At 40.9% G+C, this 22,027-nt stretch carries 19 protein-coding genes and 1 riboswitch; of the genes, 7 read left to right on the top strand and 12 right to left on the bottom strand.

Annotation, left to right across the window (positions count from 1 at the left end):
• Nucleotides 1-52: 52 nt before the first annotated feature.
• On the bottom strand, nucleotides 53-505 hold the full coding sequence (locus tag C3F34_RS03990; protein WP_044738720.1) for a hypothetical protein: 453 nt from the start codon (nucleotides 503-505) through the stop codon (nucleotides 53-55).
• A 172-nt stretch (nucleotides 506-677) separates the two neighbouring features.
• On the opposite strand from C3F34_RS03990, the gene C3F34_RS03985 reads away from it, so the two are divergent.
• The gene (locus C3F34_RS03985; protein WP_044738721.1) at nucleotides 678-1,106 is read left to right on the top strand and encodes an RcnB family protein; all 429 of its coding nucleotides are present in this window, start codon (nucleotides 678-680) and stop codon (nucleotides 1,104-1,106) included.
• A 79-nt stretch (nucleotides 1,107-1,185) separates the two neighbouring features.
• Here C3F34_RS03985 and C3F34_RS03980 read toward each other — a convergent pair whose 3' ends face one another.
• The 4 genes from C3F34_RS03980 to C3F34_RS03965 all read right to left on the bottom strand — a co-directional run bounded on the left by C3F34_RS03980 (nucleotide 1,186) and on the right by C3F34_RS03965 (nucleotide 6,483).
• Nucleotides 1,186-1,683 carry a phosphate-starvation-inducible protein PsiE gene (locus tag C3F34_RS03980; protein WP_016168189.1) on the bottom strand — a complete coding sequence of 166 codons (498 nt, stop codon included), beginning with the start codon at nucleotides 1,681-1,683 and terminating at the stop codon, nucleotides 1,186-1,188.
• Between the two features lie 117 nt (nucleotides 1,684-1,800).
• Complete coding sequence (locus C3F34_RS03975; RefSeq protein ID WP_044738722.1) at nucleotides 1,801-3,582, bottom strand: acyl-CoA dehydrogenase C-terminal domain-containing protein; 1,782 nt, start codon at nucleotides 3,580-3,582, stop codon at nucleotides 1,801-1,803.
• A gap of 168 nt (nucleotides 3,583-3,750) precedes the next feature.
• Nucleotides 3,751-5,553, bottom strand: a complete 1,803-nt coding sequence (locus C3F34_RS03970; protein WP_044738723.1) for an acyl-CoA dehydrogenase C-terminal domain-containing protein — start codon at nucleotides 5,551-5,553, stop codon at nucleotides 3,751-3,753.
• Nucleotides 5,554-5,862: 309 nt separating this feature from the next.
• Nucleotides 5,863-6,483, bottom strand: coding sequence for a hypothetical protein (locus C3F34_RS03965; RefSeq protein ID WP_104441111.1), 621 nt, complete (start codon nucleotides 6,481-6,483; stop codon nucleotides 5,863-5,865).
• 133 nt (nucleotides 6,484-6,616) lie between these two features.
• On the opposite strand from C3F34_RS03965, the gene baeS reads away from it, so the two are divergent.
• From baeS to C3F34_RS03950, 3 genes are all read left to right on the top strand, one after another.
• Nucleotides 6,617-8,278, top strand: coding sequence for a sensor histidine kinase efflux regulator BaeS (baeS, locus tag C3F34_RS03960; RefSeq protein ID WP_044738725.1), 1,662 nt, complete (start codon nucleotides 6,617-6,619; stop codon nucleotides 8,276-8,278).
• An 11-nt stretch (nucleotides 8,279-8,289) separates the two neighbouring features.
• Nucleotides 8,290-8,976 carry a response regulator gene (locus tag C3F34_RS03955; RefSeq protein WP_016168184.1) on the top strand — a complete coding sequence of 229 codons (687 nt, stop codon included), beginning with the start codon at nucleotides 8,290-8,292 and terminating at the stop codon, nucleotides 8,974-8,976.
• A gap of 213 nt (nucleotides 8,977-9,189) precedes the next feature.
• Entirely contained in the window at nucleotides 9,190-10,545 is a 1,356-nt protein-coding gene (locus C3F34_RS03950; RefSeq protein ID WP_044738726.1) for an amino acid permease, read from the top strand.
• A gap of 889 nt (nucleotides 10,546-11,434) precedes the next feature.
• Here the strand turns inward: C3F34_RS03950 and C3F34_RS03945 are convergent.
• The 7 genes from C3F34_RS03945 to C3F34_RS03915 all read right to left on the bottom strand — a co-directional run bounded on the left by C3F34_RS03945 (nucleotide 11,435) and on the right by C3F34_RS03915 (nucleotide 18,764).
• Nucleotides 11,435-11,806 carry an MmcQ/YjbR family DNA-binding protein gene (locus C3F34_RS03945; RefSeq protein WP_104441110.1) on the bottom strand — a complete coding sequence of 124 codons (372 nt, stop codon included), beginning with the start codon at nucleotides 11,804-11,806 and terminating at the stop codon, nucleotides 11,435-11,437.
• A gap of 70 nt (nucleotides 11,807-11,876) precedes the next feature.
• Nucleotides 11,877-13,322 (bottom strand): protein adenylyltransferase SelO, encoded by a 1,446-nt coding sequence (locus C3F34_RS03940; protein ID WP_044738728.1) that lies wholly within the window; start codon nucleotides 13,320-13,322, stop codon nucleotides 11,877-11,879.
• 78 nt (nucleotides 13,323-13,400) lie between these two features.
• Nucleotides 13,401-13,730, bottom strand: a complete 330-nt coding sequence (locus C3F34_RS03935) for a DHCW motif cupin fold protein (RefSeq protein WP_044738729.1) — start codon at nucleotides 13,728-13,730, stop codon at nucleotides 13,401-13,403.
• A gap of 85 nt (nucleotides 13,731-13,815) precedes the next feature.
• Entirely contained in the window at nucleotides 13,816-14,982 is a 1,167-nt protein-coding gene (locus C3F34_RS03930) for an acyl-CoA desaturase (protein WP_044738730.1), read from the bottom strand.
• 292 nt (nucleotides 14,983-15,274) lie between these two features.
• Entirely contained in the window at nucleotides 15,275-15,994 is a 720-nt protein-coding gene (locus tag C3F34_RS03925; protein WP_044738731.1) for a glycerophosphodiester phosphodiesterase, read from the bottom strand.
• A 221-nt stretch (nucleotides 15,995-16,215) separates the two neighbouring features.
• Nucleotides 16,216-16,794, bottom strand: a complete 579-nt coding sequence (locus C3F34_RS03920; RefSeq protein ID WP_044738732.1) for a cob(I)yrinic acid a,c-diamide adenosyltransferase — start codon at nucleotides 16,792-16,794, stop codon at nucleotides 16,216-16,218.
• A gap of 98 nt (nucleotides 16,795-16,892) precedes the next feature.
• Entirely contained in the window at nucleotides 16,893-18,764 is a 1,872-nt protein-coding gene (locus tag C3F34_RS03915) for a TonB-dependent receptor plug domain-containing protein (protein WP_044738733.1), read from the bottom strand.
• A 34-nt stretch (nucleotides 18,765-18,798) separates the two neighbouring features.
• A riboswitch (cobalamin riboswitch) is annotated at nucleotides 18,799-19,006 on the bottom strand.
• Nucleotides 19,007-19,148: 142 nt separating this feature from the next.
• On the opposite strand from C3F34_RS03915, the gene C3F34_RS03910 reads away from it, so the two are divergent.
• From C3F34_RS03910 to C3F34_RS03900, 3 genes are all read left to right on the top strand, one after another.
• Nucleotides 19,149-19,790 (top strand): phosphoribosylanthranilate isomerase, encoded by a 642-nt coding sequence (locus C3F34_RS03910; protein WP_044738734.1) that lies wholly within the window; start codon nucleotides 19,149-19,151, stop codon nucleotides 19,788-19,790.
• The gene (gene trpB, locus C3F34_RS03905) at nucleotides 19,774-21,003 is read left to right on the top strand and encodes a tryptophan synthase subunit beta (RefSeq protein WP_044738735.1); all 1,230 of its coding nucleotides are present in this window, start codon (nucleotides 19,774-19,776) and stop codon (nucleotides 21,001-21,003) included. The genes C3F34_RS03910 and trpB overlap by 17 nt, the downstream gene beginning before the upstream one ends.
• Nucleotides 21,004-21,483: 480 nt before the next feature.
• The gene (locus tag C3F34_RS03900) at nucleotides 21,484-21,999 is read left to right on the top strand and encodes a DUF1543 domain-containing protein (RefSeq protein WP_044738736.1); all 516 of its coding nucleotides are present in this window, start codon (nucleotides 21,484-21,486) and stop codon (nucleotides 21,997-21,999) included.
• The last annotated feature ends 28 nt before the right edge of the window (nucleotides 22,000-22,027 follow it).

Genomic DNA, 22,027 nt, shown 5'->3' with positions numbered 1-22,027 from the left:
AATAAAGGGAGGAAATTCCTGATTTAGATCAAGAATTGAGAGAAACTATTGTTTATACCTGAGGATTTGGTGGAATGATTTGATCCAGCTCTTTGTCGGTCATATTGTCTAATTCATGTAGATCAGTTTTGATTTTCCATTGTGTTTCATCTTCGACAGGCTGTGGTAAACGCGCTTCAAGCCAGTCACAAACCACATCGGGTGGAAAATCTGGGTGATTACATTGGATGACCCAAGATAGAAATTTTTTAGCTTCACCATTCATATAAGGCGGAGGTGAAACTGGAAGAAATTGCGTTGGTAAACGCTCATGGGTCGAAATGTAATTGAGTACATGCCCCAGTTCTTGTACGGTTTGCCATGCTAGCGGGTGGTCGATATTAATCTGGAATTTAAACCACCACGCATGTTGACCATCCGTTCCATAAGAATCGATAAATTCTTGTTGCACACTTGGAACTTTAGAGAAAAATTGATGCAGTCGTTCAAAGCTTAATTCCGCCACAATGTTCAGCCTAATCCATGAAAAGGCTTATATTAGCATAAAGTGTGAAAAGCAAAATCGAGAATAGCTTAGATGTCATAGCGCTACAAATCTTTGCGCAGCCTTCTATTTGTATGCATGTTTGGGGAAAGAATTAGGTTAAAATATCAACAAAGAACATTGGAAATAGCAGATGAAAGTAACGTTCTATTTTGCATGTGGGATGATCATCTTGATGCTGAGTTCTAGCTATGCTTCAGCAGATGCTAATGGCTGGTCAAATTATCAGGGCACCAGTACAAAACGCCCGAATTATCGACCTTATCCACCGCAACTCCCATATCCAGATCGACCTTACCCGAATCGACCCTATCCGCCGCATGATCATCGTCCGCCAAATTGGGACCGACCACAAGCCAATGTCAGTATTAATTTACAGGCACCTACTTATACTCAATACAATCATCAAAGTACCAGTTATGTTTTTGGTGATGCCAATTCGCGCATTGAAAGTTCAAATTATCGGATTATCAATGATTGGCAACGTTTAGGCTTACCTGAGCCGCCACAAAATATGTACTGGATCTTTGAAAATGGTCGCTATGTATTAGTCCCAAGATAAAAAGCTTCCCAACTTCCGATTTGAACTCAGCCGCAGAGGTCATGCTCGAAAGTGGGCAAGCTAGATTTACAAGATTCAATTAAGCCAATTCATCATCTTCTGGACGTGGAGTTTTACCTAGCGGTAAGGGTTTATCATGATGTTTATCGCGTATGACGGAAGGGAACGTCCATGATGCATAACGCACAATTAAAATGGCTAGCGCAAGAATCAGAATTGAACCTGTAATAATCACCAAGTCCATATCGGCTTTATGATCGTGTTGAATATCTGAAATCAAAAGACGGGTGAGTGCGGTAATTGCCACATAAATCAGAAAGCGGACAGGCATATGATTGGTTTTAAAATAAATCCCAACCATGGCACCCAATTCCAAATAGATAAATAACAACAGAATATCGTCAATGGTGGCGTATTGTTTAACGGTAAGAATTTCAATGACGGTATGCACGGCTGACCATGCCACCATACAGCCAATAATAAATAAGGCAATATAATGAAAGCTTTCAACCGCTAAATTACCTAATCGGTCGAGGAGGGTTTCAATTTTAACCACTTTAGGATCTCGTTCAGACATCTTTACCTCCTATTATTTGAAATAACAACTTATTCAATCATAAGCAAATTTCATGCACATGAACATTAGGGCATAAAAAAACGCCTGACAGAGCAGGCGTTTTTTTATACTTAACGATTATGCTTGGCTAGTGAAGTAATCTTCGCTGAAGTTCATGATTAAATCAGAACCTGCTTTTACTTTAGCAATACGCATGTCTAATTCTGGAAGAATACGTTGTGCGAAGTATTGAGCAAGCGCCAATTTGTTTTGGAAGAACTCGCCATCTTTATCTTTTGCTGCATTGGCAATACGAGCAAACATGTAAGCGAAGCTTAATAAACCAACCGCGTGTAAGTAGTCAACCGCTGCTGCATTTGGGAATTCTACATTTTCTGCTGCTTGCGCAAGTACGAATTGAGTCAAATCAGCTACTTCTGTCGCGGCATCTAAAGTGGCATCTTTAATGAAGTTTAAGTCTGCATCTAAACCGTTGGCGAAATCACGAATTTCTTCGATGTATTCTGCAACGTAGGCGCCGTTACACTTAATAGTTTTACGACCAATCAAGTCTTGAGATTGAACGCCGTTTGTTCCTTCGTAAATCTGTGCAATACGTAAGTCACGTACACATTGCTCCATACCCCATTCACGGATATAACCATGACCACCGAAGCACATTTGAGCATCAAGCGTTGCTTGGAATGCAGTATCGGTTAAGTAAGCTTTTGCAATTGGTGTCAAAAGCGCAACGCGATCATTGGCTTTTTTCACAGCTTCAGCATCGGTAGAGAATTTGGTGATGTCTAACTGTTGACCCACATACACTGCAAATGCACGCGATGCTTCATTGTTCGCACGTACGTTTAACAACATACGACGTACATCACCATGCACTAAAATGCTGTCTGCTGGTTTGTTTGGAGATTTCACACCAGAAGCACTACGACCTTGTAAACGATCTGTCGCATATTGTGCCGCATTTTGGTAGGCAAATTCAGAAGCACCAAGACCTTGAATACCCATTGATAAACGTTCGTAGTTCATCATGACGAACATCGCTGCAAGCCCTTCGTTTTCTTTACCCACGAGGTAGCCTTTTGCACCGTCAAAGTTCATCACGCAAGTTGCTGAAGCTTTGATTCCCATTTTATGTTCGATTGAACCAGGTCCTGCGGCGTTACGCTCACCTACTGAACCATCTTCGTTCACAAGAAATTTTGGTACGATGAATAATGAAATACCACGTGAACCCGCAGGTGCATCTGGAGTTTTCGCCAACACCAAGTGAATGATGTTTTCAGCTAAGTCGTGGTCACCGCCCGTAATGAAGATTTTAGTCCCTGTGATGTTATAAGTACCATCTTGGTTACGTTCGGCTTTAGTTTTGATAATGCCTAAATCTGTACCTGAGTGTGGTTCAGTTAAGCACATAGTACCTGACCATTCACCTGAGTAGATTTTAGGTAAATAGGTTTCTTTTTGCTCTTGAGATGCATAGCTGTTTAACGCCATACCTGCACCGACTGAAAGTAATGGGTAAAGCATGAAAGACGGGTTGGTTGCGAACAGCATTTCATCAGAAAGTACAGTCAGCATTTTTGGCATGCCTTGGCCGCCCCATTCTTCTTCTGCACCTAAACCAATCCAACCACCTTGAGCATATTGTTGGAAGGCATCTTTGAAGCCAGCAGGTGTCGTCACTGCGCCATTGTTATAAGTTGCACCTTCTTCATCACCTGTACGGTTCAGTGGAAGCGTTACATTTTGCGCAAATTTCGCCATCTCTTCTAAAATAGCTTCTGCAGTCGCTGCATCTAAATGCGCTAGATTTTCGTTCGACTGCCAGAATTGTTCTGCGTTAAAAACATCATTTAAGATGAATTTCATATCTGCAAGCGGTGCATTATAAATTGGCATAGTTAGTTCACCTTTGTTGTATACATCATGTGCCGAGTGTGGAATAACACGCGATCACACGTATTATTGATAGAATTAAATTTAGCATTGATTACATAAAAAAAGGACCGTCAAAACCGACCAGTCCTTTTTTTTCAAATTAACATTGCAAGCAACATTAAAGTGTGATTAGAACGCGAAGTGTTCCGCATCTAATGACATTAATGGCTCTACACCACCAGCAATCACGTCAACGTGTGAACGAACACGTGGCAAGATTTTCTTGAAGTAGAAGCGAGCAGTGGTCACTTTAGCGTTGTAGAAATCTACATCAGTTGTACCAGCAGCAAGGGTTTGCTGTGCAACCAACGCCATTTGAGCCCATAGGTAAGCAAGCGTTACATAACCAGAGAAGTACAGGTAATCAACCGCGGCAGCACCAACTTCTTCTGGGTTTTGCATTGCACGCATACCAATTTGCATGGTGAGGTCGCCCCATTCTTTGTTGAGTGCAGCAAGTGGCTCAACAAATTCTTTCATTGCTGCATTGTCTTTGTTCGCTTCGCAGAATTTGTGAATAATCTTGGTGAAGTCTTTCAACATTGCACCTTGAGTACCCAAAACTTTACGACCTAACAAGTCCAAAGCTTGAATTTCTGTCGTACCTTCGTATAGGCATGAAATACGGGTATCACGAACAATTTGTTCCATACCATGTTCAGAAATAAAGCCGTGACCACCAAACACTTGTACGCCGTGTTTTGCAGATTCAGAACCTGTTTCAGTTAAGAAAGCTTTTGCAATCGGAGTAAGTAACGACAAAATGTTGTCAGAGTATTTACGCTCTTCTTCAGTTGCACCTTGCTCTACGATGTCGGCATGGAAAGACAATAAGTAAACCAATGCACGACCTGCTTCAGCAAAAGATTTTTGCGTTAACAGCATGTTACGTACAGCTGGGTGAACAATAATTGGATCAGCTTCTTTTTCAGGTGCTTTAGGACCAGAAAGTGAACGCATTGCTAAACGATCTTTCGCGTAGGCAAGCGCACCTTGGAAAGAACCTTCAGATGCAGCAAGACCTTGAACCGCTGTACCGATACGTGCTGTGTTCATGAAGGTAAACATACAGTTTAGACCACGGTTTTCAGGTCCAATCAAGTAACCTTTTGCGTTGTCAAAGTTGATGACACAAGTTGCGTTACCATGAATACCCATTTTGTGTTCAATTGAACCACAACGAACAGCATTACGTTCACCCAATGTACCATCAGCATTCAAGTTGAATTTTGGTACGATGAATAAAGAAATCCCTTTGGTGCCTTTTGGTGCACCTGGAAGGCGTGCAAGCACGATGTGAATAATGTTCTCTGCCATGTCATGTTCACCAGCAGAGATAAAGATTTTCTCGCCAGTAATTGCATAGCTACCATCAGCATTCGGTTCAGCTTTAGTGCGGATAATACCAAGGTCAGAACCTGCATGAGATTCTGTTAAGCACATGGTTCCTGTCCAAACACCTGATACAAGGTTTGGTAAGTAAGTATCTTTTTGTTCTGGTGAACCGTGGTGTTCTAAAGTACGTACTGCACCGTGAGAAAGGCCAGGATACATACCCCAAGCCCAGTTTGCAGTACCGACCATCTCAGAGATTACGTTAGCCAAAGAAACAGGTAAGCCTTGACCACCGTATTGTTCTTCAGCAGAAAGAGAAGGGAAGCCTAACTCGATATATTTTTGGTACGCTTCTTTAAAACCAGTAGGTGTCGTAACTACACCATCATTCCAAGTACAACCTTCACGGTCGCCGCTTTGGTTGATTGGAGACAATTCATTTTCACAGAAATCAGCCGCAGCTTCTAAATATTGGTCAACCAATTCACGGCTTACGGTTTCTTGGAAAGCAGGAAGTTTTGCATAATGTTGTTCAGCATTTAGTAATTCATGCAAAACGAACTGCATATCACGTAAGGGCGCTTTGTATTGTGGCATGTCGGTTTTCCTCAATACTGGTTTTAACCAGCGTTATAATCCTAATAAACATGGTGACGTGCCTTCAATGACACGTTTTTAAGTACAAGTTAATCGTGCAACATCTTGTTATAAGGTACAAGCACTTGCCCCCCATTTCTTAGTGACTGTAAAGTCAAAAAAAGGTGGCTTGAATTTTCTAAGTACATTGAGTGTAAACGTTTTTATGTTTTTTTTAATGATACAAATAGTCAAAAAACGTAAAAAGTTATGTCCTCCATTTAGGCATAAAAAAAGACGCTTGCGGCGTCTTTTTTGTTGTAAATCTGCTTATGCAGCTGGAGGAGGTGCAATATTTGCTGTTGGTGCTGCATTCGGTTGTGGTTGATTTGGGAAGAAGCGTACTGAACATTTGCCTGAAAGCGTTTGTTCACCCGCTTTAATCTGAACGACTTTGCCATCGGCTTGACCATTACATGCAGTTTCAACCGCTTGTTGGAAGGCTTGTTTTTCTCTCAAGCGTTGATCGAACTGTTGCACCATTTGTTGACGCTGAGCATCTGTCAGTTTTTCACCACGTTGTGGACGCATCATGCCTTCATCACCTTGCATGGGAGGTTGCCCCATATGCATACCATGTCCACGTTTATGGTCGGGCTGGAATACCATATGACATTGACCATCAATGGTTTGTGTGCCCGCTTTAATCTGAACAGTTTGCCCAGCAGCTTTGCCATCACAGGCTTGTCGCATTTGCTTAAACATTGCTTTGTGTTCAGCACGCATTTGATCATGTTCAGCACGCTGTTCGGGCATCAAACGATCTGCATAACGACCATCCATATGATGATGGGAGTGTTCTTGAGGCTCTGGTGTTGATTGGCAAGCTGTTAAGGCCCCGACACTTAAAATACCGCAGGTTGCTAATACAATTTTTTTCGTCAAGTTCATTACAAGTTACCCCAGCACGCTATTTTTCATTTGTGCTTAAAGATTAAATAATAAAGATGAAGAAACAATGGAGGGTTTTTTGAAAAGAGGTTGGTTACAATAGTCCCAACAAAATAACAACTGAGCACCGCTGTTGAATACTCGACGTGTCCCGATTGCGTTACGCCTATTCTTAACTGTATTACTGACCACCTTAGTGATTATCACGCTAAGTCTGGGGGTATTGCATTGGACCATGCAAAAAAACTTTACTAAGTATGTAGCAGATGTCGAAATGCAAAAGCTCGATCATCTGATTTCCAACTTGGCGGGAGTCTATGCAGTTTATCATGATTGGGGTAATGCCATTCAGGCCCAGATTTTACAAATTGAAGGTCAGGCCGACCCTGATGATTATGACCGACTGTCGCATTGGTGGTTACGTCGACAATACGATATTGCCTTACAGCAGCGTTATTTTGAAGAACATACTTTTGTAAATTTACCACCAACACTGGCACGGGCAGATCAGGGGAAACCTTTGCTCGACCAAGAAGAGTTACGTTGGTTAGAGTTAAATTTACCTTCTGAATACCAACCCTTTGAAGGTTTAAAATTTCCTTTAAAATCGAATGAAAATGCATTCCGACCACCTGATCGTAAAGATGGACAGGCGCAGAATAAGTTAAAAGATAGCAACCAGAAGAAGCAATTTATCTCGATGCCAGACCGTTTAGGGTTGAGTTCACGTTTATCTTTATATGATGCCAAACGACAATTTGTGGTGGGTGAACCATCTTCAGATCAGATTTCTTATCGCCCGATTATCGTCGATGATAAAGTGGTTGGCTATTTAGGTTTAAAACCCGTCCTAGATCAAGATGATGCTTTAAGTATCAACTTCTTTAGTAATCAAAAGCGCTATTTATTTTTGGTTTATGGTTTGACCATTTTAGCCAGTCTAATTGCTGCATTATTGCTGGCGACCTATTTTAAGAAACCGATTCAACGCTTGTTGAACGGTACACGTGAATTGACTCAGGGCAACTACCAACATCAAGTCAAAATTAACCGTAATGATGAATTGGGTGATTTATCCAATGAATTGAATCAATTGGCAGAAATTCTGGATCAACATGAAACTTCGCGTCGTCAATGGGTAGCCGATACTTCGCATGAATTAAAAACACCATTGGCTGTGTTACAAGCACAAATTGAAGCCATGCAAGATGGTATCCGTAAGGCAACTCCTGAGCATTTGGATGCCATGATGCGTCAAGTGAGTAGTTTGAAAAAACTGACTCAAGATTTAGCAGATTTAGCTCAAGCCGATGCTCAGCAATTGAAATGTTATTTTACGGCCGTAAATCCATGGGACATGATTGTTCAAGAGATAGAGAACTTCAAACCGAAGTTTGAACAAGCCAATCTAAAAGTCAGCGTGCAAGGTGATGCTCCTGTCTTACAATTAGATACAGACCGATTCAAACAAATTGTGGTCAACTTACTCAGTAATAGTATTCGTTATACCGAGTCGGGCGGACAGATTCAGATTCACACCGAGCAAAGTGCAACAGAGTGGAGTCTTTATGTGGATGATAGCCCGTATGGATTGACGGATGAACAATTGCAGCACTTGGGTGAACGATTCTATCGTGTGGATGATTCGAGAACCCGAAGTACCGGTGGAACAGGGCTAGGTTTGGCACTTTCATGTAAGATTGCTCAAGCACTCGGTGGACGTTTGCGTTTTGAGCATTCACCATTAGGTGGTTTGCGTTGCAAACTCACTTTTCCCAAACAAATGAAATCATAAAGGAAATATTCATGAAGCATATTATGCTGGTTGAAGATGAAGTTGAACTGGCTCAATTGGTCCGTGATTATCTAGAAGCAGCAGGTTTTGAAGTTAGTCTGTTTCATGATGGGCAGGAAGCCTATGACAGTTTTATGCAACGCAAACCAAGCTTGATGATTTTAGACTTGATGGTCCCTCGAATGGATGGTCTGACCATTTGTCGTAAGGTTAGAGAGCAATCTGACTTGCCAATTATTATGGTGACGGCACGCACAGAAGAGATTGATCGTGTGTTGGGGCTGAATATGGGTGCCGATGATTACATTTGTAAACCATTTAGTCCGAAAGAGTTGGTGGCACGTGTGCAGGCAGTTTTACGCCGCTTAGACCGTAAAGCTGAGCCTGAAGAAAATGGCTTGTTTCGCGTAGATAAAGCTCAACAACGCATCTGGTATCAACAAAAGACCCTCAACTTAACGCCAACCGAATTCCGCTTACTAGAATTGTTCCTTGAGCACGTTGGACAAGTTTATTCGCGTGTACAATTATTAGATCATATTAATCCAGATAGCTTTGATGTGGCAGACCGTGTAATTGATAGTCATATTAAAAACTTACGTCGAAAAATTTCGGATGCAGCCGAAACAGGCAACCGTCATGAATGGATTCAAGCGGTGTATGGTGTCGGTTATCGTTTTGAGTATCCAGAAGATTAACTTATAATTTTCTGAGCGATAGAAGAAGCGGATAAGCCTTGGGTTATCCGCTTTTTTTATGGGATTAGAGCAAAGGCGGCAGTTAAAATTAGTAGTCCTTTTAAATCGTCATTTGGCGAAATGAGACAGAGCAATCAGAGATTTTAAAGTACAAGACTAGTTGATCGCTTGTGCAAGCGATACAATTCATTTTTTGTCAGATGAGCATGTGTTTTGAGCAGCGAGACGCCTAAACTTCAGCGCCGTTTAAAGAACCGCCATATCCAGTTGATCGCCATGGGCGGTGCAATTGGTACGGGATTGTTTTTAGGTTCAGCACATATTATTGAGTCTGCTGGCCCATCTATTATTTTGGGTTATATGATTGGCGGTTTGATTGCATTCTTAATTATGCGTCAACTCGGTGAAATGATTGTGCATGAACCCGTGACGGGGTCATTCAGCTACTTTGCTTTTAAATATTGGGGACGGTTTTCAGGCTTTTTAACGGGCTGGAACTACTGGGTGCTGTATATCTTGGTGGTAATGACTGAGCTGACCGCGATTGGTAAGTATGTAAATTATTGGTGGCCACATATTCCTGCTTGGATTTCAGTGTTGGTATTTTTTGTGGTGATCACACTGGCCAATCTCGCCAATGTCAAACTGTACGCGGAGTCTGAGTTTTGGCTGTCGATGATTAAAGTTGTGGCGATAATCGCGATGATCATCTTTGGGGCTTACCTCTTGCTGACGGCTGATGCGGGTTCCACTGCTTCCATCACTAATTTATGGGCACATGGCGGTTTTTTCCCACATGGCTTTGAAGGCTTGTTTTATATGCTGGCCTTTATGATGTTTGCTTTTGGTGGCATTGAGCTAATCAGTATGGCGGCTGCGGAAACCGAAGATCCTGAAAAGAATATTCCAAAAGCAGTCAATCAAACGGTGATTCGGGTTTTCCTATTCTATATTTGCTCGTTGGCGATTCTTTTGTCTTTGGTGCCTTGGAACCAATTGGATTTGGGCGGGTTAGATAAAAGTCCATTCGTACTTATTTTTAAGCAAATGGGCATTGAGTGGGCAGCCCATTTACTGAATTTTATTATTTTGACTGCATCAGTTTCTGTTTGTAATAGTGGCATGTATGCCAATAGTCGCATGCTGTTAGGTCTAGCAGAACAGGGCAATGCCCCACAAATTTTTAAGCAGGTTAACCAGCAAGGGACACCGATTGCGGCTGTATTATTTTCAGCATTACTGATTTTTGGTTGTGTGCTGTTAAATTACTTCTTGCCTGAAAAAGCACTGAGTTATCTGATTTATATTGTGGTCAGTGCTGCGGTGTTGAATTGGATGATGATCAGTTTGATTCATCTTAAATTTAGACAGAGTATGAAAAAACAGGGTATTCAGACCAAGTTCCCAGCGTTGTTTGCACCGTTTAGTAATTATTTTGTTTTAGTATTTATGCTGATGATTTTGTATATCATGTGGAATCAAGGTTTTATGCTTTCCGTGTTGATGCTTCCTGTCTGGATCTTCATGCTCTTTGTTTTATTTAAAACATTAAAGCCGACGAAAAGTTAAAGCGCAGGTGATGATGTGGAAAAGGACTCAATATGAGTCCTTTTTTATTGGGCTTTTACTTAGATAAGTCTGGATTTAAATCTGTGAAGCGTTCCGCTGGCGATGTGCCTATGTCACCTAGGGGAGGATTGTGAAATAGAATCCAAACTTTTCAACAATGGAATCAAATAAGCAACTGATCAGGAGACTGACCAAGATTTTACTGACTCTCAATGGGCCTTTGTCTGAGGTTTGCCATGACCTGTTGATTAACTTGGGTGGAGAGTGAGCGACTCTCACACTGAATCTTTTCGGATTGATATGTATAGGTAATTAAATAGACAAAATTGAGAAAGGAAAGATTGTATTTCTAACAAATTGAAGCAGTGAGCTATCAAGTTGCTGTTAAAGTACTCAAAAATTAACTTTAATGTCGTACGGCTTGGCTGCAACCATCCTGAAAACTATCCACAATTTCTGCGGATAATTTTGGGGGTAAGTCTGATTAAGCTAGTTTTTCTATGTACGTTTTGGCTTACACTATCTCAAGCGGATTGCGTCTAGGTCAGCCCTAAAATTTTTTATAAGATGCGGTTATGGAGAACAGGATGTTCCAAAACATAAAACAAAAATGATAAGTTCAACACTAGGATGTGAGGTACGACAGGAGTTATACCTAACAAATCAATACGAAAAAGCCCGACAGGATGTCGGGCTTTTTTATGATCTTTCAATTGCTCACTTCGCTTTTAGTTTCGAATTTTTTGTTCCAAGTGGGCAATACTGGAAAATGTTGAAAAGCTGTACAGCAGCGACCAGATTTATCCAAACTTATGATCAGTTTGATGACGTGATAAGGCTCAGCTTTAAAAAAGCAAAAGAAATAATTAAAATCTTCTTCATTCAATATTTAACTGATGGCTTTAAGTGCAGCGATCCGCTGTCTTTGTTGTTTATTCAGCTTGGATACCACGAGTTCATAAGAACTTTGCACCAGATCAATGACTAAATCAGGCTCTAGGTTTTCATCCTCATAGATTGAAATCCAATGTTTTTTATTCATATGCCAACCAGCATGAATATACGGGTAAATATCACGTAGCATCGCGCCGTGGTCAGGCGTAACTTTTAAGTTACTTAAAACTCTACCGCTTAAAGATGAATTGAGCAAAAACATTTTATCCATGACTTTATACACATCACAGCCCTCGCCAAAGGGTTGACTACAGGTGACTTCTGGCAGGGCAAGTGCAGCTTTTGCGGCAATACGGTGTAAGGACATGGTGATCACTACTCTAGTAGGGGAAGCCCTGTGGATATTGTTTAGTTTATCCACAGTTTAAGCCAAACTTTTAAGATGAACAACTTACCATCACTTCAGGAACATCGTTCGGTAATGGAGCCAAATCTTCAGTTTTTTCTAAATTAGGTTGTATGGTAAAAGGTTGGCTTAACAATTTAAATAGTCGGTCAACTTCGGAAAAATCATTGCGCTCAGCCAGTTCAATCGCTTTTTGTGCCATGTGATTGCGTAGGATATAAACTGGATTGGCTTGTTGCATTGTTGCATCCAGTTCGGCTGTATCTTGATTGGCACGAATCTGTTGGTATTGCTGAAGGAAACTTTCAAACTGACGGCGGTCAAGACAATCATCCAAAAGCAGTTGGTAGTCTTGATTTTGTAGACGAATAAAGCTTTGGGTGTAGTCCAGTTGTTCAGATTGCAAAATTCTTAAAAAAAGCATGCCACAATCAAAGCTATCTTTATGAAAATCAGGTAAGCCCATTTTTTGACATAAACCTAAGCGATAATGTTCCAAAAAGGTCGGTTCATAATGGCTCAAGCAAGCTGTTAGATCTTCTTTCCATTGTTCTTTGTCATAGTTTTCTGGTCGTAGCGGGATTAAATTATTTAGCCACATCCATAAATTCCAATGTCCGATACTGGGTTGTTGCTGATAGGTATAGCGGCCTTGGTAGTCGGAGTGATTGTTGATCCAATTGGGGCGGAAGCGTTCCATAAAGCCGTAAGGACCAAAATCTAAGGTTGAACCTGTGATATTCAAATTGTCGGTATTCATGACGCCATGTGCAAAACCAACCAATTGCCATTTGGCAATCATGACGGCAGTTCGTTGTATCACTTGGGTAGCAAATGCCAAGATGGGCTGTTCGGCTTCTAAGCATTCAGGATAGTGCCATTCCATACATTTCTGGGTAAAGTCTGCCAATAAGTCCGATTGATATTGATTAATCCACTCAAAATGTCCGAAACGAATATGACAGTCAGAGGTTCTGAGCAGCATCGCACCCAGCTCTAATTTTTCACGTTGTACACCTTGAGTCGATGAAGTAAAACCGACCGCATTACTAGAAGGAATACCCAGCGCATTGAGGGCATGACCTGCCAAGTACTCTCGAATAACAGAGCGAAGTACCGCACGCCCATCTCCCATCCGCGAATAAGGTGTTTGCCCAGCACCTTTTAAGTGTAAATCAATGGTTTGTTTTTTTTGATCAAGGATTTGGGCAATCAGTAAACCACGACCATCACCGAGTTGACCTGCCCATTGTCCAAATTGATGCCCTGCATAAACCATCGCAAGAGGGGAAAATTCTGCAAAAGTTTTTTGCCCGCTACAAATCTCAACCCAATTTGCTTGTTCTTCGGCAGTCCATTGCAGTTCTTCAGCCAAGGCTTGGTTAAAATGACCTGCTTTTGCTCCTTTCAGAGGCAAGGGTTGTTGATGGTGATAAAGCTTTGTAGGAAGGAGGGAGTAACGTGAGTTGAACTGCATAGTGAAGGATCACAAGGGATAAGCCATGACCCCATCAATATAGCAAAGTTTTAGTGTTAAGAGATATATCCAACTATTTTAGTCAACTATAAACAGCTTGGCACCCTTCGAGGTAGATGAGCGATGGGCTTCGGCCTGATCCGCAACTTGGTAACTCATGCCAGCCGTGAGGGTAAAGCTACGACCATCATCTAGTTCAGTGTGGAGTTCGCCTTCTAAGCACAACAGGATATGCCCTTTAGAACACCAATGGTCGGCTAAATAGTTCTCCGAATACTCCACCATACGTACGCGAATCGTGTCAAATTGCTGAGTGCGCCACAAGGCGTAACCTTGATCACCTGTATGACGGGTGGTTGGTATCTCTGCCCAGTTGGTGATGCCGAAAGGGATGTTCACTATATTCATATGGTTTGCCTTTATGTTTTATGTATTGCTAAAAAAAGCCCCTTGCGGAGCTTTCTTTCGAAACGATCAATTCATTAGACAGCAATTACTGTGAAACAGGCGCTTTTTTAATGCTACGCATCAGCTTGGTTAAAGTTTCACGATGATGTCCTAAACGCTTTTCGACCAACTGAAATTCAACTTTGAGTTTCTCATCCATTAGATGGATTTTTTCAGCCACAGCAGTTTTCTTCGCTTGAATTTCTTGTTCTTTTAGCTTTGCCCAGTCATTCAAGGTTTGAGTAAATGCATCGTACTCTTGAGCAATACGAGCTTTAGCCGAATTGATATCGTCACTAACGTTTAGACCATGAACTTCTAAGTCTTGTTCAGCATATTTAAACTTCATCGCAAGTTCGGCTTTCTTAATATTAAAGCTTGGAATACGACGCAAGTTTTTCGCTAGACCGAGTTTTGAACACGACCAGATTAACCATTTGGTCGGATCATACTGCCACCATTTCACACCATTACGATAGTCATATTGGAAAATGTGGTGATAGTTATGATAACCCTCGCCCCAAGTGGCAATGGCAAGCAAGAAGTTATCACGCGCAGTATTTTCGTCTGTATATGGGCGCTTACCCCACATATGGCAAAGTGAATTAATGAAGAAAGTCACATGATGGCTCAGGATTAAACGGACTAATCCACCCAAAAGTAACACGCCCCACATATCACCTACAGCCCAACCGATAGGTAATAAAATACCTGTATGTACTAAAATGACTAAAGGCACATAGTATTTATGTTGGAACATCACCAATTTGTCATTTAGCAGGTCAGGTGCATTTTTAAAATTAGGCTCTGCTGCAGGATAATCACGTAACATCCACCCGATATGGGCAAACCAAAAGCCTTTATTGATTGAGTACGGATCTTTTTCTACATCATCTACATGGCGGTGATGGGTGCGGTGACCAGAAGACCAAAATAAAATACTGTTCTGAACGGCAAAAGTACCCATAATCATGAGAATGATTTTTAAAGGTAGTGTCGCCTCATAAGCACGATGTGCCCATAAGCGATGATAGCCCGCAGTAATACCTAAACTACTCATACCCAATAACACAATCATGCTGACCCACGCGCTTGCGCTAAAATCATGATTAATGGCATAGAGTGGAATAGCGATAACAGCAACAATAGGTAAAAAAACTAGTGCAAAAATTGCAATCCAGTTAATTGGGGCTTGAGGTAGGGGAGGATTCATCTCCAACAGCACTCCTAGAAACCTGATACAGGTTAAAATTGAGGACTTAAATCACTACAAGTTGTAAGGATTAAGATTCTGGCATATTAGCATGAGCAACAATCGTACTCTAGCATTATTGTACAGTTGTATTGTACTAAACAGTAACAGAATAAGACCATGCTAAGATTGAATTTATCGTAACCAGTCGGCTATTTTTATTGGTTGCTTAATTTATTTCTATTGTACTTTAGGTCAACTGCTGTACTCATCTTAACTCGAGCTGAATTCTGCCGACTAACGAACCAATTTTTTACTCCAAATTAAGCTGTTGCTGCATTAATTTAGGGAAATCAGTAATCAGGCCATCAATACCACATATTTGCAAATGTTTGGCACGCTGCACATCATTGACTGTCCAAACACTGACTTTTAATCCCGCGGCTTGAGTAGCTTGAATTAATGCATCGCTTGCCAATTGATTCATCCAGCCAATACGGCTACAACCTAATTCCAGTGCTTGTTCAATGGCACGTTCTTGGATGTCCTCTTCAATCAGAAGTCCTCTTTTAAATCGCGACTTAGACTGTTGTAAAGCTTGGTGAATTTTCAAGTCAAAACTGGTGATGACTGCATTATGCTCAAACCCTGTCAAAGCGCACTCTAAACTTTGAATCAGTTTTTCTGCGGCTGCAAAATCATTCACGGCTTTCACTTCTACTTCTAGATGAGAAAATTCACGTAGAATGTTAAGGCTTTGTTCTAAAGTAGGCGTCACCTGGGGGTGCCAGTCCATCCAGATTGCAGCCTGATTGTAGTGAGCTAAGTCATTCACTGTACAGGTGTAAAGATTTTGATCAATTGAGGTCGTGCGTAAAAAGTTATCATCATGCATGACCACCAATGTGTCATCTTTGAGTTGGCGCACATCAAATTCGACGGCGCGGATGCCTAAGTCATTTAAATATTGAAATCCACCTAAGGTGTTTTCAGGTGCTTCACCCCGTGCGCCACGATGTCCGATAATTTGCATGTTTACATCTGCTTAGTGATTACTCTACTTGGATTATTACGGAGTTATGTGAAATTTCACAGTCCATGGGCTTATATTTGACTTCTTTTTTTTTAGAAATTTAAATGCTAAAGAATGGTTTGAGTAATCATAAAAATAAAGTTTGATTAAGAGAATTTGAACAGTGCAAAAGTTATGATTGAGACTGAAGATTGATGACCTAGCCTCAATCAAGTTGTTTTTTAAATCGTGTCGTTAATATTTTTTTGCCAAAGAACTTCACTTCCTCCTTCTGCGCGTTGCAAGGTACGTGAAGCGACAAACAACCAGTCAGAAAGTCGGTTTAATAATTGTAATGAACTAGATTGAATATTTTGGTCACGATGCTGTACTGCCATCAGGCTGCGCTCAGCACGACGGCAAACGGCACGGGCTTGATGGGCAAAGCTACAAGCCAATGTACCTGACGGTAGAATAAAATCTTTGAGCATGGGTAAAGATTCATTCATGTGATCAATGTCTTGTTCGAGGTATTCTATCGAGATTGGCTGCACCAAGTGATAGTTGGGAATACAGACCTCACCACCCAAGTCGAATAACCAGTGTTGAATCAAACTTAGACTTTTATCCCATGCGGTTTGTTCTGCAATATTACTTTGGCTGATTTGTGCACGTAGAATGCCAATACATGCATTCAGCTCATCGACATCACCGAGTGCAATAATGCGTAAATCATCTTTGGCTACACGAGAACCATCGCCAAGTCCTGTGGTTCCTGTGTCACCTGTACGGGTATAAATTTTACTTAAACGGTGGCCCATAATATTTCCTAGGTTTAAATGAAAAAAAGGATAATGCCGGTCAAAACATTATCCATAAACTGCGCTGTTTTTAAATTTTTTTGAGTCTTTAAGTTAAATTAATAACGGAAAGTGACTCCTGCGGAAGCTAGGCGACCACCATTGATGTAATATTCATCTCCACCATATGAAGCTGTTTTATATTTAACATCTCCCATATTTCTAATATTGGTAAATATTTTTACATTTGGATTTACATTCCAATATGCATGTAGGTCAACAGTTGCGTAACCTGGTAACTCTTTTGACGTTGCTGAGTTTGAGATTTTAGAGGTTGATTTTGCTACAATAGAAGCACTTATCCCGTAAACTGAATTTTCTAACCCAGTCGTTAAAGTTAGTGTATGATTCGGGCGACGAGTTAATTCATAGCCTGTTTCTTCGTTTTTAGTCTTAACATAAGCATATTCACTAGTTAAGAAGAGATCATCTTGTTTCCATTTCAATCCCGCTTCACCACCAGTCATTTTAGCTTTGCTTCGATTGACATAAGTCGCTGCGGAGATGTTATTAACTGCGTCAAATTCAGAAACGTAGTCTATTAAATTCTTCACTTGAGTTTGATAAATTGAGGCATAGGTAGATACCCCATATGCTAACTCTTGATCAATTCCTAATTCGTAAGAAATACTTTTTTCAGGCTTTAAATCAAGATTTCCAATGGTGATGTAAGTTGTATTTCCCCATTTAGAATTATCAAAATAGTAAAGTTGATTTCCTGTTGGAGCTTTAAATGCCGTTCCAACATTAGCGTATACGCTGGTTAAAGGAGCAATTTGAATACGCCCAGCGAGTTGACCAACAGTATGTGTTCCAAATTGATCATTATCTTCAATACGGATACCCGCTTGAGTATGAATACCATCATTATCATATTGATGTTGTAGGTAGTATCCAGTTGAGTCTAAATCTTTTTTTTGTCCCAAAATAGATAAGCTTTCTACATCAGCATTATTGATTGAAGCGCCAATTAGAACATTTTGATATTCTGTAAATTTCCAACGAAGGTTCACATCACCTTCATTTCTTTCCGTATTGAAGTAGCTTAAATATGAATTGCCTGTTAGTTCATCTTTAAAGTTCGAGTAACGGGTATTTAGAGATACGTTTGAGTTAAAATCATAACGACCATTCACATTAATTAAACGATTAAAAAAATCGTGTGAACCACCGTAATAAACATTTGTACCATCATTTTCGCTGATGCTTACGGAAGCGCCATATTGATCTTGTTCATATCCAGCTTTAGCGCTGTATCCTTTTTGATCATAACTAGCACGGTTTTTATCTTTATTCGTAACTGGAGTACCATCACTTTCCATACGTTGTCCACGTATTTGAGTATAAAAACCATTTTCAACTAAATCAGCGCCAACAACTGTTTTATAGGTGTTATTTTCCCCCATTTCCCCTGTAACAAAAAGTTGTGGTTTTTTTGGGGGAGCCGTGCGTACATTAATAACACCACCAATAGCATCTGTACCATACTGTACTGAAGCTGGGCCTTTAAGTATTTCAATTTGTGCTGCATCACTTAAGTCAATATAAGGAATACTTGCACCGCCATCTAAAGCAGTATTTAGACTAGCTCCATCTTTGAGGAATAATAAGTGGGTTGAATTAGTACCGCGAATAAATGCAGATGTTTGTTGTCCAATACCACCCGTTTGGACAATATTTAAGGCAGCTTCACGTTGCAGTAGGTGACTTAAATCACTGATAGGAGACTGTTCAATGGTTTTTTCATCAATCACAGAAATACGTGCAGGAACGTCTTTAATCTTTTCTTCAGAACGTGTCGCAGTGACCACCAAAGTGTCTAGAGAAGCATTCACAACATTCGTGTTGTCTTGTGCAGATGCAGACGTAGAGAAACCCATCGCAATAGCGATTGCGCCCACTAAAGCAGTAGGCTGAAATAAATTTGGCATGCTGGCTCCATACATTCACCCCCCGTGAATGATTGAGTTAAACGGCGCGATAAGCAGGTCTCCGGACTTAAATATAAATATTGCGAACAATATTGGTATACCCATCTTCCCACACGAGTGCAGTGATGTAAGTGCAAGCACTTATAAAGATATACGTTTCGTTTTACCGTTGCGGGGGCAGTGTTGGATTTACACCAACTTCCCTAAAGCATAATGCTCAGACTTATTGCATTTGGGCGCAGTATACGGTTTGTATGCGAATTAAACAATCGATGTAAAGATTTTTCAGGATGAACTTTACGCAAGGCGAAAAAATTGCATTACAATGATTCGCCCAGATATTTATAGATCAGCTATAAATAGGGCTGAGCTAGAGTCATAAATATGCGAACCCGTGCCAAAATTTGTGGAATTACCCGTAGTCAAGATATTGATGCTGTGGTCAATGCAGGGGCAGATGCAATTGGTTTTGTATTTTTCCCGCCTAGTCCACGTCATGTGAGTGCAGATCAAGCTAAAGAACTCGTTCAACATGTGCCTGCTTATGTTCAAACAGTTGGCTTGTTTGTAAATGCAACTGCGGATGAGATTGCAGATGTGCTAAAACAAGTTGCACTGGATATCATTCAGTTTCATGGTGATGAAACACCAGTAGACTGTCAGATGATTGCGACACAAGTCGGGCGTCGTTGGTATAAAGCCATTCAGGTGAAACCTGAACTGGATGTGGTCGCAGAAGTGAAACGCTACCAACAGGCAGGGGCAAGCGCAGTGCTTTTAGATGCGTGGCATCCAGAATTAAAAGGGGGAACAGGACACAGTTTTGACTGGTTACAATTCCCTAAGCTTGATATTCCTTTAATTTTAGCTGGAGGTTTAACTCCCGCTAATGTTGAAGACGCTATAAAGACGACTGGGGCTTATGCTGTAGATGTCAGCGGAGGCGTAGAATCTGCTAAAGGTATAAAAAGCCAACAACTTATAGAAAACTTCATGCAAGGAGTCCATCGTGGATCAGCAAAGTAATGTGATTGACTATACCCAATACCCAGATGAACGTGGGCATTTTGGTATCCATGGCGGACGTTTTGTGTCAGAAACTCTAATGGCAGCATTAGAGGATTTAGAAAAGCTCTATTTTCGTATGAAAAATGATGAGCAGTTTCTGGCAGAATTCGACCGTGACCTCGCCTACTATGTAGGTCGTCCTAGTCCTTTATATTATGCTGAGCGATGGTCAAAAGAGTTGGGTGGTGCGCAAATTTACTTAAAACGTGAAGACCTGAATCATACAGGCTCGCATAAAGTGAATAACACGATTGGTCAGGCTCTACTGGCAAAACTATCGGGTAAAAAACGAATTATTGCTGAAACAGGTGCAGGTCAGCATGGTGTAGCAACGGCAACCATCGCAGCACGTTTGGGTCTTGAGTGTGTAGTTTTCATGGGTTCAGAAGACGTGAAACGTCAAGCCATGAATGTGTATCGAATGCGTTTGTTAGGTGCAACAGTTGTGCCTGTAGAAAGCGGTTCAAAGACATTGAAAGATGCTATGAACGAGGCGATGCGTGATTGGGTCACCAATGTGGATTCAACTTATTATGTGATTGGTACAGTGGCAGGTCCGCACCCGTACCCACAATTAGTCCGTGATTTCCAATCGATTATTGGTCGTGAAGCACGCCGTCAAATTCAAGAACAAGCAGGGCGCTTACCTGATGCTTTAGTGGCATGTGTTGGTGGTGGTTCAAATGCTATGGGCTTGTTCTATCCATTCTTAAATGATGCTGAAGTTAAAATGTATGGTGTTGAAGCCGCAGGTTACGGTATTGAAACAGGTAAACACTCTGCACCGTTAAATGCTGGTCATGTTGGTGTTTTACATGGTAACCGCACTTACTTGATGTCGGATGAACAAGGTCAGATTATTGAAACTCATTCGATTTCAGCGGGTTTGGATTATCCAGGTGTAGGTCCTGAACACAGCTTCTTAAAAGACATGCATCGTGTTGAATATGTGCCAATCAATGACCAAGAGGCTTTACAAGGTTTCCGTGATTTGACGAAAATTGAAGGAATTATTCCTGCGCTTGAAAGTGCACATGCCATGGCTTATGTCACTAAACTTGCACCGACGATGTCTAAGGATCAAATTATTATTGCGACAGTTTCTGGTCGTGGTGATAAGGACTTAATGACTGTGGCACGTATTGATGGCGTGGAAATGGTTGAGATGTGATTTTCCTCTGATGTGAAGCTTCTCTCTTTGGAGAAGGTTGTCAAATATTAAAAACGTGCTGAAGCAATTCAGCACGTTTTTTGTTGAAATAAAAGTTTATCCAAAACATGAATAAGGAAAGGCGATATGGATGTCTGCTCAACAAGATGATTTTGTTAATTTATTCGAAACAAAAGTAAGATATTTCCGACCAATCAAAATTCTGGTCAAATCTATCTTATTGGTCATGTAACGTTATTTAAATTTTGACGGAGTCTTACTGCTTACACCTCAAATGTAAGGAGTTCATAATGTTACTTTGGATAAGCCCAAAGTAACCAAAGGCATCGTCATTCGCAAAACTCGTCTTATACTTTCATGTGATTAATGGAGTCGCAAAAACATCTCTCTAGAATTGTGGTTTACCTCGAACAATTGCGAATGCCGTTTCAGTGAATCGCATGTTCGCTATAAAAAATGTGTCAAAAGAAAGGAAATAGAATGTCCAACCTATTTATGGTCATGCTTGGCGGACGTCATGCACGAGCCAATACTGAAGTCCATGATGTTGTATTTGCTGTGGGCGATAGCCTAGAAGACACGTATCCACAGTTAAAAAATGCATGGTTTGGTGAGCAAAAAGGCTTACACATTGATGCTTGGGCGCAAGTGAATGGTGTCGAAAGTGCAGGAAAAAAATACCAGATTCAGTTTAGTGATGCCCAACCTCAAGTCGCAGATCAAAAGCTGTGGTTGATTAATTTAGGTGGCTATGACGCACGTGAGTTTGGTGAGTTACACCGTTATGTGTTGGTCATTGCTCCGCATGCCGCGGAGGCAAAGCAAAGAGGGAAGCAATATTTCAAGGAAAAATGGCAAAAGCAACATACAGATCGTGTTTTAGAGGTAGATGACTGCATTGCCATTGATTGTATACATGGTCGTTATGTACATCTGGTTGAAGCTGACTTTGATGCAAACACGTGGGAAAATACTTATCTTATGTTAAATGTTTAATTTTAAACATTTTAAATGCGTTGTGCTG

The sequence above is a fragment of the Acinetobacter sp. ACNIH2 genome, assembly GCF_002934965.1.
GTDB lineage: Bacteria > Pseudomonadota > Gammaproteobacteria > Pseudomonadales > Moraxellaceae > Acinetobacter > Acinetobacter tandoii.
Note: the sequence above shows the minus strand (reverse complement) of the source record. Positions and strands in the feature narration are given on the sequence as shown.

Excerpts from the sequence above, each read along its gene's own strand:
- C3F34_RS03955 (WP_016168184.1), top strand. The coding sequence starts at position 8,290 with ATGAAGCATATTATGCTGGTTGAAGATGAAGTTGAACTGGCTCAATTG.
- C3F34_RS03985 (WP_044738721.1), top strand. The coding sequence starts at position 678 with ATGAAAGTAACGTTCTATTTTGCATGTGGGATGATCATCTTGATGCTG.
- C3F34_RS03940 (WP_044738728.1), bottom strand. The coding sequence starts at position 13,322 with ATGCAGTTCAACTCACGTTACTCCCTCCTTCCTACAAAGCTTTATCAC.
- C3F34_RS03920 (WP_044738732.1), bottom strand. The coding sequence starts at position 16,794 with ATGGGCCACCGTTTAAGTAAAATTTATACCCGTACAGGTGACACAGGA.
- C3F34_RS03925 (WP_044738731.1), bottom strand. The coding sequence starts at position 15,994 with ATGCAAATTATCGGACATCGTGGCGCACGGGGTGAAGCACCTGAAAAC.
- C3F34_RS03945 (WP_104441110.1), bottom strand. The coding sequence starts at position 11,806 with ATGTCCTTACACCGTATTGCCGCAAAAGCTGCACTTGCCCTGCCAGAA.
- C3F34_RS03915 (WP_044738733.1), bottom strand. The coding sequence starts at position 18,764 with ATGCCAAATTTATTTCAGCCTACTGCTTTAGTGGGCGCAATCGCTATT.
- C3F34_RS03900 (WP_044738736.1), top strand. The coding sequence starts at position 21,484 with ATGTCCAACCTATTTATGGTCATGCTTGGCGGACGTCATGCACGAGCC.
- C3F34_RS03965 (WP_104441111.1), bottom strand. The coding sequence starts at position 6,483 with ATGAACTTGACGAAAAAAATTGTATTAGCAACCTGCGGTATTTTAAGT.
- C3F34_RS03970 (WP_044738723.1), bottom strand. The coding sequence starts at position 5,553 with ATGCCACAATACAAAGCGCCCTTACGTGATATGCAGTTCGTTTTGCAT.
- C3F34_RS03910 (WP_044738734.1), top strand. The coding sequence starts at position 19,149 with ATGCGAACCCGTGCCAAAATTTGTGGAATTACCCGTAGTCAAGATATT.
- C3F34_RS03930 (WP_044738730.1), bottom strand. The coding sequence starts at position 14,982 with ATGAATCCTCCCCTACCTCAAGCCCCAATTAACTGGATTGCAATTTTT.
- C3F34_RS03935 (WP_044738729.1), bottom strand. The coding sequence starts at position 13,730 with ATGAATATAGTGAACATCCCTTTCGGCATCACCAACTGGGCAGAGATA.
- C3F34_RS03980 (WP_016168189.1), bottom strand. The coding sequence starts at position 1,683 with ATGTCTGAACGAGATCCTAAAGTGGTTAAAATTGAAACCCTCCTCGAC.
- C3F34_RS03975 (WP_044738722.1), bottom strand. The coding sequence starts at position 3,582 with ATGCCAATTTATAATGCACCGCTTGCAGATATGAAATTCATCTTAAAT.